This window comes from Halobaculum sp. MBLA0147 (genome assembly GCF_041361345.1).
Taxonomy (GTDB): domain Archaea; phylum Halobacteriota; class Halobacteria; order Halobacteriales; family Haloferacaceae; genus JAHENP01.
In genome coordinates this window covers 982,242-996,562 of the sequence record NZ_JBGKAD010000001.1, presented here as the reverse complement: position 1 = coordinate 996,562, position 14,321 = coordinate 982,242, and the positions used below count along the sequence as shown (strand labels likewise).

The window sequence follows — 14,321 nt, the reverse complement described above, 5'->3', positions numbered from 1 at the left end:
CGCCGTCAGTCGTCGTCGCGCGCGACGAGCAGCGACTCGCCGGTCATCGCCGCCGGGGGATCGAGGTCGAGCAGCGACAGCAGCGTCGGCGCCACGTCCGGGAGACTCCCGCCGGACCGGACGCGCCGCCCACCGTCGTCACCGGCTGGCGTGAGCGAGACGAACGGGACCGGATTGAACGTGTGTGCGGTGTGTGGCTCCTCGGCGGTGCCCATGTCGTCGGCGTTCCCGTGGTCGGCGGTCACGAGCGCGTGCCCACCCGCGTCGGCGACGGCCGTCAGCAGCCGGTCCAACTGCTCGTCGACCGCCTCGACGGCTGCGACCGCCGCCTCGAAGTCGCCGGTGTGGCCCACCATGTCCGGGTTCGCGTAGTTGAGCACCAACACGTCCGGATCGTCGCTCGCGAGCAGGTCGACGGCCGTGTCGGTCACTTCGGGCGCACTCATCTCGGGCGTCGTCTCGTAGGTCGGCACGTCCGGCGACTGGACGATCCGGCGCCGTTCGCCCTCGAAGGCGACCTCGCGACCCCCGTTGAGGAAGTAGGTGACGTGGGCGTACTTCTCCGACTCCGCGATCCGGAGCTGTGTGAGTCCGGCGTCTGCGAGCACCTCCCCGAGCGTCCCCGTCGGCTCCTCAGGCGGGAACGCCACCGGCAGGTCGAACGTCTCGTCGTACTCCGTCATCGTCACCACCTCGACCGCGGGGGGCTGCCGGTCGATCCCGGCGTCGTGCCAGTCGGCGGGCTCGATTCCGGCGAGCAGCCGGGTCAACTGTCGGGCGCGGTCTGCACGGAAGTTGACGAACACGACCGCGTCCCCGTCTTCGATGCCGGCACGTACCGGCGTCGACTCGGCGTCACCGTCCGCACTCCCGGCGCCGGTCACGAGCGTCGGCTCGACGAACTCGTCGGTGTCGCCGCGGTCGTACGACGCTGCGACGGCGTCGACGGCCGAGGCAGCCTCGTGGGGGGCCTCCCGGTCGACGACCGCGTCGTACGCCGCCGCGGTCCGCTCCCAGTTCTCGTCGCGGTCCATCGCGTAGTACCGGCCGACGACCGTCGCGACGTGGCCGGTGCCGTGCTCGTCCGCAACCGCCTCCAGTTCTGCGAGGAACTCGCGACCGGCCGTCGGGTCCGTGTCTCGCCCGTCGGTGAACGCGTGTGTGACGGCCGTGACGCCGTGGTCGGCGGCCGTCTCGATCAGTGCGTGGAGGTGCGACTGGGCGGCGTGAACCCCGCCGTCGCTGACGAGCCCCAACAGGTGGAGGCGGCCGTCGTCGGCGACGTGGGCCAGTGTGTCCGCGATGGCCGGGACCTCGTCGAACCCACCCTCGGCGATGGTGTCCTCGATCCGGGTGTACGCCTGCTTCACCACGCGGCCGGCCCCGAGGTTCTGGTGACCGACCTCGCTGTTGCCCATCTGTCCCTCGGGGAGCCCCACCGCTCGGCCGTGTGTGGTGAGGGTGCCGAACGCTCCCGCCTCGCGAATCCGGTCGAACGTGGGTGTCTCCGCCGTCCGGACCGCGTCGCGTCTATCGTGGTCCCCGAGTGCCCACCCGTCGAGGACGATCAACGCCGCGCGCATGTCCGGCGGGTCGCGACCCGAGGGTTTCGCTCTGTCGGTCGCGTCGGGTGGTGCCACTCGGTGTCGCCCGAAGACTTACCACCGCGAGTGGCGGAGACGGAGGGAGACGATGGGGACAGAGGACGGAGAGAGTGGAGACACGGGGGGTGCCGACGCGGAACGGTCGACGGACGAACCCGCGAGTGGCGACTCGCAGCGCGACCGACTCCCGACACTCACGCGCCGCCGGGCACTCGCCGGTGGGGCCGCACTCGGTGCCGGTGTGCTCGGGGCCGGTGCACTCCTCGACGGCGGTGAGCGACCGGACACGACGGGCGTCGACGACGACACCGCGACGACGCTGGCGGCACAGTTCGCACCGGACCTCCACTTCGGGGCTGCGGAGCGGTGGTTCCCGACGGACCCTCGCCGGTACACGAGCGAGCGCGACGGCCGGACGGTCGTCGACGGGTTCGACGCACTCGCGGGGTACAGCGCCGACAGGGGAGCGAGTGACGGCCCACCTGCGCCGACGGTGTTCCACGACGTGGTTCGCTACGAGGGGACGGACCTCGTCGTCGTCCAGTACTGGTTGTACAGCGCCTTCGACCAGTTCACCACGAACTTCCACTGGCACGACTGGGAGCTGTTGCAGGTGTTCGTCGACGCGGCGACCGAGGACCCGGTGTTGTACGTCGCCAGCGCCCACTCGCGGCGGGTGCCGAACAACGAGTACATCGACCCGGCGACCGACCGGCCGAGCGTGATCGCGGAGGTGGGCAGCCACTCGTCGGCACTCGGCGTCAACGAGACGCGCGACACCTTCGAACGGTTCGCGGTCCAGACGGAGACGGCCGACGTGACGAACCGCCTCCTCGACCGGATTGGCGTCCCACTCGCGTACGGGTTGCCACGCGACGAGGGGTTCCGACTCCCGTTCGCAGTCCCCGAGTTGGACGGGACGCCCCTGTTCGAACACCCGGAACTCCCGGACGTGGACCGCGAGGACTTCGTCCCGGCGTCGGTGACGCTGCGCGACGGCGAGGTGCCGGACGACCTCCCGGCCAGAGAGCCAGGTCCGGTGTTGGTCCACGAGGACCGAACGGGCGCCGGAGCCAGCGACACCGGAGACGCGGACGCGGGGGACACTGACGGAGAGACGGCCACCGGCGACGCAGACGCGACGTACACGCTGACACCGATCGAGGCGGTCACGGAGATCGACGCGTTCACCGGCCCGCAGTTGCGCTTCGAGTACCCGATCCCGACGTTCGCGGAGGACGCGGCCGCGAGCCACCTCACGTCGGTCGGCGTGCCGTGGGAGCAGCCGCGGTTCGACGACCCCATCGCGGACGTGACGGAGGACGCTCACCGCGCGGAACTCGCGGCGCGGTTCGACGTGGGCGAGCCGGGCCCACTCGCGACCGGCGGCGCCGTCGTCACTCGCCTCCGCGAGGCGACGCCGACGGCGGACGCGCCGGGGAACAACGGCGTCGAGACGCGCGAGCCGCGGGTGGAGGTGCGGGCGCTGTTGGAGTCCGAGTCGACGGAACTCTCCTCGTTCCGCGGCGTCCTCGCGGCCGTCGGCGTCGAGTCGGGCGAACACAGGCTCACCGTCGACGCGCCGGGTGCCGCGCCGTACAGTAGTCGGTTCCGGCACGTTCCCGACGGGGCCGATACGGCGGGAACGGAGACGACCCCGACGGACGGGACGGAGGCGACACCGCGCAACACGGCGACGACCGGCGGCGAACGACGGACGACGACCGGGGTGGCGGACGGGGGGAGTCCGTCTGCCACGCCGACGAGCGAGACGATCCCCGACGCGCGAGTCACCGCCGTCGGGACGGACGGCGAGACGGTCGTGACGCCGTCGGACGCGGCGGTGAAGTTCCGTGCTGCCACGAGCGCGGACGGACCAGACGTTCGGCGTGTGTCGATCACGGACGACTTCGGCGGCCGCGTGTACGACGCCCTGCCGGACGAGGACGGTCGCGCCGCGGTGTACGTCCACAGCGCGGGCGCCTACACGGCGAGTGTCGAGGACACCGAGGGGCGCGTCGGTGCCTACCGCGTCAATCCGGCGGCCGACCAGGCGACCGCGACCGTCCCCGCAGTCGAGACCGGCGTGACGTCGTTGACGACGTTCCTCGAGACGTTCCTCCGGGAGACGCGCGCACAGGTCGCGGCCGTCAGAGACGGGGAGTCCGTCGACGCGGCGGTCCCGGCGGACGCCCGCGACCCCGCCGCGCGCGGGAAGGGACGTGGTGGCGGCGCGTCCGCGACCGAGACCGAGCCAGGAACGGACTCACCGACCGCGACCACCTCCGGGAGACGGACCGAGACTGCCACAGAGACACCGACCGAGACCGCATCCGAGACCCAGACTACGGTCCCGACCGAGACGACCACCGCGACCGAGGCGGACGACGACCGCGGACGCGGTCCTCGGACGGCGACGGACACCGGTGGCGGGCGCGGTCCGCGGGACGACGGCGACGACGCCACGACACCGACCGACACCGCGACGCCGACTGCCACTCCGACACGGACGCCGTACGACACTCCGACGGCGACGCCGACGGACGACGACACGAACGGCGACGGCTCCGGGAGTGCGAGCGGTTCGGACGGCGACGCGTGGCACGCTGCGACGGACGGGTCGACGAGCCCACCGGACCCGATCGACCAGGTGCTGCGACGGCTCGACAACGCCATCGCGGCCGCACGGAACGCCCTCGACGCCATCGGCGACGGGAACCGACGTGCGGCGGCGAACCGCCTCGGCGCACTCCGGAACCAACTCCGAGCGATCCGGCGCACGCTGGACACCGGTCGCGAACTGCCGGCGGCCGCGGAGGCGCTGCTCGCCAGCCGGCTCGACGAACTCGACCGCCGGCTCGAACAGGCGGTCGCGGAGTTGTCGGAGAACTAGTCGACGACTCGTCCCGGAGTCCGTCGTAGTCGGGGCGTCGAGAGAGAACGAGGTGGGCGGCGACGATCACCCGTGACGCCGCCGTCGCGGCTCCTCGTCAGATGTAGCCGAGCGTGTCCTCGATCCGTCCGAGCTCCGGCCCCGTGGTGTCCTCGCCGGCGACGTAGTCGGCCTCGTTGGCGATCACCCCGGAGCCGACGAGCGGCGCGCCGTAGTTGACCGTCCCGAGGTCGGCGTACACGTCGAGGTGCTCCTCGATCGCCGTCAACTGTTCTTCGGTCGCCTGTGGGTGACAGATTACGCCGTCCTCCGTCGCGACGGCGGCCGTCCCGACGGTCTGGACGTCCGCGAGTCGACCGTCCGTGACCGGCACGTCGAGGGTGTCCTCGACGACCGACACCGCCTCGTCGGTCAACTCTGGGTGGACGACCGCCCCGGTGTCGTTGGCCAAGACGACGTTGCCGGCGGCGTTGAGCCGCCCCGGAATCCGCGCGACCGCGCCGTCTGTCGCGTCGGCGATCAGATCGATCTCCTCGTCGGTCGCCTGATCGGAGACGACGACGCCGGTCTCGTTGGCGACCGTCAGCGAGCCGACCGTCCCGGAGCCGCCGACGGTCGTCTCGACTGCGGTCACCGACAGCTCCTCGGCGATGGCAGTCGTCACGTCGTCGTCGACTGCGGGGTCGATCAACAGCACGTCGTCGGTCGCGCGGGCGTACACACCCACGTACGACGATCCAGTGAACGAAGTTCGTAACACGCCTGAGTCAGGCCGGTTCCGCCTCGACGACGACCTCGCCGTCCTCGTCGAACCGTGCCGCACGGACCCGGATCGAACTCGGCGGCTTGTTGCGTCCCTGCGCCCAGACGGCCTCGTTGAGCGCCGGGTCGAGACGCACGTCGTCCTCCTCGACGGAGAAGTGCTTGCTCAGGTGGCCGCGGATCAGCGACATCGCACGGTCCGCCATCTCCTGGGTCGGTGCCTGCTTCGCGTCGCGCAGCGGGACGGTGACGACCCGCTCCTCGAAGTCACTCGCGCTCATCGGTCACTCGTCCGTGTCGCTGCGCCGCCAGTGGCGTCGCTTCGGGTTGCGCGTCGTCCCCATGTCCGTCTTCATCATGACCCACGCGGGCACCCGGCTGTTCTGCTTCTCCAGTTTGCCCAGCCGCTTCTTCTTCGCCTTCGACTTACCACTCATTGTGAGCCGAGGCTTCGCCAGCGGGACATTTATTCTTGTCCATCCGACGTGCCGCCTCGCTCGCCGAGGCACACGCGACACCTCCTACACCCGCCGACCCGGTCGGAAGAATGAGAAGACACTTCTCGGGGACGACCGCAGTCGTGGTCGTGTCAGACAACGACGTGCTACTGCTGGGAGCCGTCGTCGCACTTCTCGTCGGTGGGCCGGTGGCGGGCGTCGTCGCCGCCGCGCCGGCCGCTGGGACGGGCGCGGCGACGGGTGGTGTCGCGGCCGACGCCGAGGGGGTCCGAGCCGTCGCGAGCGTGGGCTCGGGGGTCGACGCCGCGGGGCCGAGACGCGGTGCGAGCGTGGACGGGGACACGACGACGAACGTGGACACGACCACGAACGTGGACACGACCGCGAACGGCGACCAGTGTGTCGGCCACACGTCGACACGTGCGAACGGCGTGACGGTCGTCAGCGTCCAGGGGGCCCGGTTCGGTGCCGACGGCGGGAAGACCGCCGCACGACTCGTCGCGTTCGGGCCCGAGGGACGCGTGCTGTGGGTCAAACGCAGCGCGTCGGACCCCGGCGTCGTCTGGTCGTACGACGTGGACCCGCTGGGCAACGGCAACCTCTTCGTCACCGCGACGCGGCGTGGAACGACGCTGTTGTACGAGTTGAACACGACGACCGGCGAGACGGTGTGGACCGAGGAGCTGCCGTACACGGACACCCACGACGCCGATCCGCTGAACGAGACGCACGTCGTGATCGCTCACATGCGCAACTACGACGCGGCCAACGAGACGAACGACGACCGTGTGGTCGTCTACGACCGCGTGGACGACGAGGTCGAGTGGACGTGGCGGTTCGCACCCCGTTTCGACCGGTCCGTCGGCGGGGAGTACACCGACGACTGGACCCACCTCAACGACGTGGACCGCGTCGGCGACAGCGTCCTGTTGTCGCCGCGCAACTTCGACCAGGTGTTGTTGGTGAACCGCTCGACCGGCGAGATCGACCTCCGACTCGGGAGCGACGAGAACCACGACGTACTCCACGCACAGCACAACCCCGACTACCTGGAGAGTCGCTCCGGCGACCCGACGTTCCTCGTCGCCGACTCCGAGAACGAGCGGATCGTCGAGTACGAACACGACGACGGCGAGTGGACACGCACGTGGACGCTGGGCTCCGGCGAGTCGTTCTCGTGGCCCCGGGACGCGGACCGGCTGAAGAACGGCCACACGCTGATCGGGGACTCGCGGAACAACCGCGTCGTCGAGGTGACGCCCCGCGGCGAGGTCGTCTGGGAGGTGTACGCCCCGTGGCTGGTGTACGACGTCGAGCGCGTCCCGGTCGGTGGGTTCCCGTCGGACGCCTACGCCGACCTCGGCGGCTCGCGCGGCCCGACGATGGCCGACATCGGCGGCACCGGCGACTTCGCGCTGCGTGGCCCGGGTGCCGACCCGCCCAGCACCGCCGAGTTGGAGGCGTGTGACGCGGCGCTGTCGAACCACACCGGCGGCTTCGGCGACGTGTCACTCGGGAGTCCCAGCGACGCGGACGACGGTGACGACGGCGAGGGTACCGGCGCCGACGACGGCAGTGACGACACCGGCACCGACGACCCGGGCGCCGGTGGGACGAGCGACGACGAGGGGCCGCGAGAGACGGTGGCGACGGCCGTCCCGACGACCGACACGGGCGTGCTCGCGCCCGGATTCGACCTCGTCGCCGTCGCGGTCGCGGCGGTCGCGGCTGTGATCGCGGCGACCGTCGCTCGTCGACGCGACTGAGTGTCCCCAGCGCGACGCCAGTCGCCGTCGGGTGTCGACCCGAGTGACGCTCGGAGCGACTCCGACCGCTCTCCTACAGGTCGTACGTCTCGCCGTCGACTGCGAGCGGCTCCTCGAACGCCTCCTCGACGGGGTAGAAGTGCGCGACGTGGACGAGCCGTGTCCGGTCGGCGTCCAACTCCGAGGCGAGCGCGAGTGCGCCCTCCCGGGTCATGTGTTTCGTCCCGAAGGTGTACGGTGTCCCGTCGGACCCGTGGTGTGTACCGCCCAGCGGGTGGTACTCGCACAGCGACGCCGGGACGATGGCGTCGGCCAACAGCAGGTCCGGTTCCGCCAGCCGCTCCCGCGACGCCTCGGGGACGTCGTAGCTGGTGTCGCCCGTCAACGACAGCTTCGCGCCGGTCTCGGGGTCCTCGACGACGACGCCGTAACAGACGAGCGGCGGGTGGTCGACCGGGACCAGGGTCACGTCGAGCCCGCAGATCCGAGTCGTCTCCAGCGGTGTGGCGTCCCGGACGGTCACGCGGTCGAGGTAGTCGTACTTCGAGCGGACCGTGTCGGCGACGGACGACCCGGTCTCGGGGTCCGTCTCGTCGGCGGCGTACACCGGGAGGTTGTCGACGAGCCGGTAGAAGTTCCCGACGCCGTCGAGGTGGTCGAAGTGGACGTGCGTGACGACCGCCGCGTCCGGGAGCGCCACGTCGTTGTCGAGGAACTGCCGGCGGAAGTCCGGCGAACAGTCGAGCAGCAGCGACTCGCCGGTGCGCTCGTTGGCGACGTGGACGGAGAACCGCGAGCGTTCGACGCCGCGCTCGCGAGCGGCCACGCAGGTGTCACAGTCACACCCGACGGTGGGCGTCCCCGTCGTGTCGCCCGTCCCGAGGAGTGTGACACGCATGGCTCACTCGTCCGCGCCGTCCGCGGCCCCCGATCCCGTCTCGTCGTCACTCTCGCCGCCTGTGTCCTCTCTCTCACTGCCGCCGTCCGCCTCCTCGGCGGCGCGCTCGGCGACGCGTTCGAAGGCCGCCAGTAGCACACGCTTGGCGGCCGCACCCTCCGTGCTCCAGTGGTGAGCGTAGTCGAGCATATCGTCGTAGATGTCCGGCATACACCCCGCGGCCTGCGGGTGGCCGCCGCCGTTCACCAGCCGTGCCACCTCGTGGGCGCGCTCGAAACCGCCCTCCGTCCCACGGATGGAGACGCTGCCGGCCGGCTTGACGATCACGGAGGCGTCGGCACCGCGCTCGCGGAGCGTCTCCGCAACCTCGTTCTGTGAACAGCGGCCGTAGGTGACGGCGACGGTCCACTCGCCGACCTCGTGGGTACTCGCGCGGTCGACGGCCGTCTCGATCAGTGCGGTCTTCTCCTCGCGGCGACTCGCGAGGTACTCGCGGGCACTCGCGGGGAGGTCGACGCCGTACGCGCCGATCACGGCCGCGTACTCGTCGGGACTCGTCCACACCGCGTAGTCCGCGAGGTCGTCGCTGCGCTCGTCGGCCTTCAGCCAGAGGTCGTGGTCGCGGGTGACGGCCGCCAGCGTCTCGAACCGCTCGGAGAAGTCGTACCCCAGCGAGCGCAGCGTCACGTCCGCGGAACACTCCTCGTCGCTCTCGCCGACGACCAACTCGATCCCGTACTCACGGACGCCCGCCGCCGTCGTCTCGGGCCACTGGTGGTGGTCGAACCACCGCACCTCGCCGGCACGCTCGACGACCGTCCCCAGCGCCGGTTCGATCTCCTCCAACTCGTCCGGACAGATGTCACAGACGAACACGTCCGTCCCGGGGTCGAGGTACTCGGCGGTGCGTTCCAGTTGGTCCGCGAACGTGCGCGGACTCGCCGGCAACAGCGCGACCGGGGAGTCCGACACCAGACCGTCACCGTCCTTGGTGACCGCGACGTTCGTGGTGTCGGCGACCACCTCGTCGAGCGGCAGGTCCTCCACCGACTCGTCGTCCGCGACCCGTGCCGCGCGGCGGCGTTCGAACGGCTCCGGGTCCACAGCGGCCCCGAGTGCCTCCCGGATCAGGGCCACGCAGGCGAGTCCGTCCGCGTCGGAGTCCGTGATCACGACGGTGTCGGCGCCGTCGAGTGCCTCGCGGGCCCGCTCCTCGGCGCGGTCCTCGTCCAGCGAGTCTGGGTAGAAGAATCCCTCGCCCGGGAGGCGGGACTTCCGGTCGAGCGGCAGCGTCGCGTCGTCGATGAGGGCGTCGTCCATACCTCCCCGTGGCTCCCGGGCGTCAAAACGGCGGCGTTCCGGTGGTGTCGCTCTGGCGACCACTCTCCGCGAGGCTACACCCGCTCCGCCACGCTTTTGCGGGAACCACGCGGAGTCGGGGACGTGGCAGGGAGACGCGCGTACCTCGGGACGGTGGCCGCCGGCGTGACCGCCGGGCTTGCCGGGTGTGGGCGGAGTCTCCGCTCCAACCGCGTCCCCGGTGGCGTCAGGTTCGTCAACGGGCGTGCGACGGCCGTCTCGGTCGTCGTCCGCGCCCTCCTCCAGGGGGAGGGCGGCGAGGGTGGTCCCACGCCGACGCCGCTGGGCGACACCGCGACCGTCGAGGGCCGGTTCACCATCCCCGCGCAGTCGACGCGCGTCAACGGCTCGTTCTTCCCGAACCCGGGGACGTACGCCGTCGAGGCCCGCGTCGACGGCAGTGTCGCGACCGGGCGGATCACGCTGTACCGCACGCTCGGCGGTGGGTTGGGCGCAGACACCGTGACCGTCCGCACACCGGCGAGCGGCGGTGTCTCGGTGTCCGTCTCCGACGTGGACTGAGCCGCGAGATCGTCGTCGGCTGCCGACGGTCGTCGGTGGCGTCGTCGCCGGCTGCTCACGACACTCGGCGAGTCCGTCAGCGACCGAGTTCCTGGTGGGCGCTCGACAGGTTCCGCGAGCCGAGCGCCGACAGCAGCGACAGTTCCCCCGCCAGCGCCGCGACTGCCGTCGCCTCCGCGAGTCCGTCCGCGTTCGCTCCCGGCGGGTCGCCGCCACCACGGACCCCGAGCACGTCCAGCCCCTCCGCCTGCGTGGGGAGTTTCGTCCCGCCGCCGACGGTGCCGACCTCCAACGAGGCGATGGTGAGCGAGACGTAGAGGTCGCCGTCGACCACCTCGGCGGTGGTGATCGCGTTCGACCCCTCGACCACCTGCGCGGCGTCCTGCCCGGTCGCCAGGAACACCGCCGCGACGGTGTTCGCGACGTGGGCGTTGAAGCCGAGACTGCCGGCCTTCGCGCTCCCCACGTGGTTCTTGCGCGTGTTGATCTCCGCGACCGCCTCGGGTGTCGTGTCCAACACCTCCGTCACGACCTCGCGCGGGATCGTCGCGTCCGCCGCCACGGTGCGACCGCGGCCCTGGATCGCGTTGATCGCCGCCGGCTTCTTGTCCGCACAGAGGTTCCCCGACAGCGCGACCAACTCGGCGTCCGTCTCCGTCTCGATCACGTCACAGGCGGCCTCCGTCGCCACCGTGACCATGTTCATCCCCATCGCGTCCTTCGTGTCGTATGTGAACCGCAGGTAGACGTTGTTGCCGACGACGTGAGGCGTGATCCCGACCAGTTCTCCGTGGTTCGTCGTCGCCTCCGCCGCCTCACGGAGCCGCGACTCCGCGTCGCGAACCCAGGCGACGAGCGCCTCCGCCTCTGCGACGCCGTCGACGCGGAAGACGGGCGCGCGTGTCATCCCCGACTCGGTGACGCGTGCCGTCGCGCCGCCGGCTCGGTCCAGCGTCGCACAGCCGCGGTTCACGGACGCGAGCAGCGCCCCCTCCGTCGTCGCCATCGGAACGTACCGCTCGCCGGAGATCGCCTCCCCGTCGATCTGGACGGGGCCGACGACGCCCGCCGGGATCTGGACCGCGCCGGTCATGTTCTCGACGTTGCTGTCCGCCTCGCTCGCCGGGAAGGCGTACTCCCCGGTGGTCGCGAGCGCCGTCTCGGGGTCGTCGAACGCCGAGCCCTCGTGGCTCCCGACGAGTCGTCGCCGCGCCGCGGTCGCCGTGTCCGCGTCGGCGTGGTCTTCGAGTTCGTACAGTCGCAACTCGCCGTCCCGGACTCGCTGGGCCAACTCGACGGCCGTCGGCTCGTCCGCACTCCTGTCGCTCATACCGCCGTCTTCGGTGCCCGCCACCTAATCGTTCCCGTTCGCGGTGCGAGTGACTCCCCGCAGTCGGCGACCGGTGTCGACGGCTGGACCGGACGACCGGTGTCGGCGGGCGGACCGGAGGGGAGGTGTCGACGGACGGACTGGACGACGGGTGTCGACAGTCGGGGGAGACTGCCCGGTCCGTGGCGTTCAAGACCGGCCCACCCGGGCGTCTACACGTGCAACCGTACCTCGACACCGTCGAGCGTGTCCTCGCCGGCGGCACGCACAAGCCGAACCGGACCGGCGTCGACACGATCTCGGCGTTCTCCGAGACGTACGAGGTGGATCTGGCGGCGGGGTTCCCGCTCGTGACGACGAAGGACCTCTCCGGGTTCCGGTGGAACTCGCTGATCCACGAGTTCCTCTGGTACCTCTCGGGCGAGGAACACGTCCGCACGCTGCGTGAGGAGACGAGCATCTGGGACGCGTGGGCCGACGAGGAGGGCCGTCTCGACACGGCCTACGGGCGCTTCTGGCGCCGCTACCCCGTGCCGGACGAGTCGCAGGCCCTCGACGGGGAGACGTGGCCCGACGACGCCCACCGCTGGGTCACCGTCGAGGAGACCGACGACGGCGACGAACGACGCACCTTCGACCAGCTCCAGTACGTGCTCGACACGCTGCGAGAGTCCCCGCAGTCGCGTCGGATCGTCGTCAACGCCTGGCACCCCGCGAACGCGACCGTCTCCACGCTCCCGCCGTGTCACTACACGTTCGTGTTCAACGTCCAGGGTGACCGCCTGAACCTCCACCTCACGCAGCGCTCGGGCGACATGGCGCTGGGCGTCCCGTTCAACGTCGCCGCCTACTCGCTGTTGCTCACCGCCGTCGCCCAGCGGACCGGCTTCGAGCCGGGGACGTTCGCACACACGGTCGTCGACAGCCACGTCTACTGCGGGACGGGCGAACGCGGCTCGTGGTACGCCGCCGAACTCGACCGCCTGCAGGAGCGCGTCGCGGCGGTCGACGACCGGTCGGAGTTCCGCGCGGTGGCCGACTGGGTGGAGACGACCGCGCCGCCGGAGCCGGACGGCGACGAACGCGCCGACCACGTGCCCGGGCTGCTCCGCCAGTTGGCCCGCGAACCGCGCGAGCGGCCCGAGATCGAGGTGGCGGACGTGCCCCTCGACGAGTTGACCGCCGACGACGTGACGCTCCACGGGTACGACCCCGCGCCGGGGATCGAGTTCGCGGTGGCCGAGTGACGATGAGCGACGCTCCGGAGCCGAACCGCGACGAGGGGACAGAGTCGCTCCCACGACCGGACGCGGAGGTCGTCGCCATCGTCGCGGTGGCGGCCAACGGTGTGATCGGACGCGACGGAGAGATGCCGTGGCACCTGCCGGAGGACATGGCGCACTTCGAGCGGACGACCACCGGGCACCCGGTGGTGGTGGGCCGCCGGACCTACGAGTCGATCGCCGCGGGGCTCGGCGGGCCGCTCCCGGACCGGACGAACGTCGTCCTCTCACGCGGGGATCCGGACGTGGCGGCGTCGGTCCGCGTCGTCGACTCGCTGCCGGCGGCGTTCGCAGTCGCCGAGCGTGCGATCGAGACGGAGCCGGACCGCACCGGTCCGATCTTCGTCGCCGGCGGCGCGACGGTGTACGAGCAGTCGCTCCCGATCGTCGACCGGCTCGTCAGGACGGAACTCGAAGACAGCTACGCGGGCGACACCGAGTTCCCCGCGTGGAACCGCGACGCGTGGCGCGAGACGAGTCGGGCGTCGTACGACGCCTTCGACGTGGTCGAGTACGTGCGCGACGACGAGGGGTGAAGTCGGGAGACGGGTCGACTACCGGCAACACGCGCCCACCCGTCCACCGACGACGGAACTAAGCGTCGCTTTAGGGAGGCTTTTTCCCGCCAGACCCCCTACCGGAGTTCGATGAGCCACCACACGACGACTCGGACCGGAGGTGCGCGATGAGGGGGAACGACCAGCAGGCGTACGACCGCGGGACCTCGCTGTTCTCGCCGGACGGCCGGATCTACCAGGTCGAGTACGCTCGCGAGGCCGTCTCGCGTGGCGCGCCGTCCGTCGGCGTCCGCACGCAGGACGGGATCGCGCTCGCGGCGCGAGCGCAGGCCTCCTCGCCGCTGATGGTCGACGAGAGCATCGAGAAGCTCCACAAGCTCGACGACCACCTCGGCACGACGAACGCCGGCCACGTCGCCGACGCGCGTCAGTTGATCGACTTCGCCCGCCGGATGGCCCAGGGTGACCGACTGCGCTACGGCGAGCCGGTCGGCGTCGAGACGCTGGCGAAGTACGTCACCGACCACATCCAGGAGAACACCCAGCGCGGCGGCACGCGGCCGTACGGCGCCGCACTCCTGATCGGCGGCATCGACGACGGCACGCCGCGCCTGTTCGGCGCCGACCCCTCCGGGACGCCCCGCGAGTGGAAGGCGACCGCCATCGGCGGCGACCGCGGCGACATCCAGGAGTTCCTCGAGGACAACTGGAGCGAGGAGTTGAGCCTCGAAGACGGTCTCACGCTGGCGATCGAGGCGCTCGCGCAGGCGACCGACGACGACGAGCCAGTCACCGCGAGCGGGCTCTCGGCCGCGACCGTGAGCGTCGCAGAGGGGTACACCGCGTTGACCGAAGACGAGATCGCGACGCGGATCGAGGGCCTGGAGTTGGGCGCCGACGACGCCGACGACGAGTAACCGACCACTCT

Annotated in this window: 13 protein-coding genes; 6 read left to right on the top strand and 7 right to left on the bottom strand. The window is 71.1% G+C overall.

The annotated features are described in order from the left end of the window. Nucleotides 1-5: 5 nt before the first annotated feature. On the bottom strand, nucleotides 6-1,583 hold the full coding sequence (gpmI, locus tag RYH80_RS04775; RefSeq protein ID WP_370904654.1) for a 2,3-bisphosphoglycerate-independent phosphoglycerate mutase: 1,578 nt from the start codon (nucleotides 1,581-1,583) through the stop codon (nucleotides 6-8). Nucleotides 1,584-1,692: 109 nt separating this feature from the next. Here gpmI and RYH80_RS04770 point away from each other — a divergent pair, with 109 nt between their 5' ends. Further along, nucleotides 1,693-4,497, top strand: coding sequence for a hypothetical protein (locus tag RYH80_RS04770; protein ID WP_370902716.1), 2,805 nt, complete (start codon nucleotides 1,693-1,695; stop codon nucleotides 4,495-4,497). Nucleotides 4,498-4,594: 97 nt separating this feature from the next. On the opposite strand, the gene RYH80_RS04765 is transcribed toward RYH80_RS04770, so the two are convergent. From RYH80_RS04765 to RYH80_RS04755, 3 genes are read right to left on the bottom strand one after another with little or no spacing between them, the layout of a single operon-like run. After that, a complete protein-coding gene (locus tag RYH80_RS04765) occupies nucleotides 4,595-5,257 on the bottom strand; it encodes a translation initiation factor IF-6 (RefSeq protein ID WP_370902715.1) in 663 nt (220 codons plus the stop codon). A gap of 7 nt (nucleotides 5,258-5,264) precedes the next feature. Beyond that, the gene (locus RYH80_RS04760) at nucleotides 5,265-5,540 is read right to left on the bottom strand and encodes a 50S ribosomal protein L31e (RefSeq protein ID WP_370902714.1); all 276 of its coding nucleotides are present in this window, start codon (nucleotides 5,538-5,540) and stop codon (nucleotides 5,265-5,267) included. Nucleotides 5,541-5,543: 3 nt separating this feature from the next. Next, a complete protein-coding gene (locus RYH80_RS04755; RefSeq protein ID WP_370902713.1) occupies nucleotides 5,544-5,696 on the bottom strand; it encodes a 50S ribosomal protein L39e in 153 nt (50 codons plus the stop codon). A gap of 149 nt (nucleotides 5,697-5,845) precedes the next feature. Here RYH80_RS04755 and RYH80_RS04750 point away from each other — a divergent pair, with 149 nt between their 5' ends. Continuing rightward, a complete protein-coding gene (locus RYH80_RS04750) occupies nucleotides 5,846-7,483 on the top strand; it encodes an aryl-sulfate sulfotransferase (protein WP_370902712.1) in 1,638 nt (545 codons plus the stop codon). Nucleotides 7,484-7,556: 73 nt separating this feature from the next. Here RYH80_RS04750 and RYH80_RS04745 read toward each other — a convergent pair whose 3' ends face one another. Both RYH80_RS04745 and RYH80_RS04740 read right to left on the bottom strand, forming a co-directional pair. Next, complete coding sequence (locus RYH80_RS04745) at nucleotides 7,557-8,381, bottom strand: MBL fold metallo-hydrolase (RefSeq protein WP_370902711.1); 825 nt, start codon at nucleotides 8,379-8,381, stop codon at nucleotides 7,557-7,559. Nucleotides 8,382-8,384: 3 nt separating this feature from the next. After that, on the bottom strand, nucleotides 8,385-9,701 hold the full coding sequence (locus tag RYH80_RS04740; protein WP_370902710.1) for a DHH family phosphoesterase: 1,317 nt from the start codon (nucleotides 9,699-9,701) through the stop codon (nucleotides 8,385-8,387). Between the two features lie 123 nt (nucleotides 9,702-9,824). On the opposite strand from RYH80_RS04740, the gene RYH80_RS04735 reads away from it, so the two are divergent. Continuing rightward, nucleotides 9,825-10,262 carry a hypothetical protein gene (locus RYH80_RS04735; RefSeq protein WP_370902709.1) on the top strand — a complete coding sequence of 146 codons (438 nt, stop codon included), beginning with the start codon at nucleotides 9,825-9,827 and terminating at the stop codon, nucleotides 10,260-10,262. A 76-nt stretch (nucleotides 10,263-10,338) separates the two neighbouring features. Here RYH80_RS04735 and hmgA read toward each other — a convergent pair whose 3' ends face one another. Next, the gene (gene hmgA, locus RYH80_RS04730) at nucleotides 10,339-11,592 is read right to left on the bottom strand and encodes a hydroxymethylglutaryl-CoA reductase (NADPH) (protein ID WP_370902708.1); all 1,254 of its coding nucleotides are present in this window, start codon (nucleotides 11,590-11,592) and stop codon (nucleotides 10,339-10,341) included. A 218-nt stretch (nucleotides 11,593-11,810) separates the two neighbouring features. Between hmgA and thyA the strand changes: the two genes are divergently transcribed. The 3 genes from thyA (at nucleotide 11,811) to RYH80_RS04715 (ending at nucleotide 14,310) form a co-directional block, all read left to right on the top strand. Further along, nucleotides 11,811-12,839 (top strand): thymidylate synthase, encoded by a 1,029-nt coding sequence (gene thyA / locus RYH80_RS04725; protein ID WP_370902707.1) that lies wholly within the window; start codon nucleotides 11,811-11,813, stop codon nucleotides 12,837-12,839. 2 nt (nucleotides 12,840-12,841) lie between these two features. Continuing rightward, entirely contained in the window at nucleotides 12,842-13,411 is a 570-nt protein-coding gene (locus RYH80_RS04720) for a dihydrofolate reductase (RefSeq protein WP_370902705.1), read from the top strand. A gap of 149 nt (nucleotides 13,412-13,560) precedes the next feature. Then, the gene (locus RYH80_RS04715) at nucleotides 13,561-14,310 is read left to right on the top strand and encodes an archaeal proteasome endopeptidase complex subunit alpha (RefSeq protein WP_370902704.1); all 750 of its coding nucleotides are present in this window, start codon (nucleotides 13,561-13,563) and stop codon (nucleotides 14,308-14,310) included. The last annotated feature ends 11 nt before the right edge of the window (nucleotides 14,311-14,321 follow it).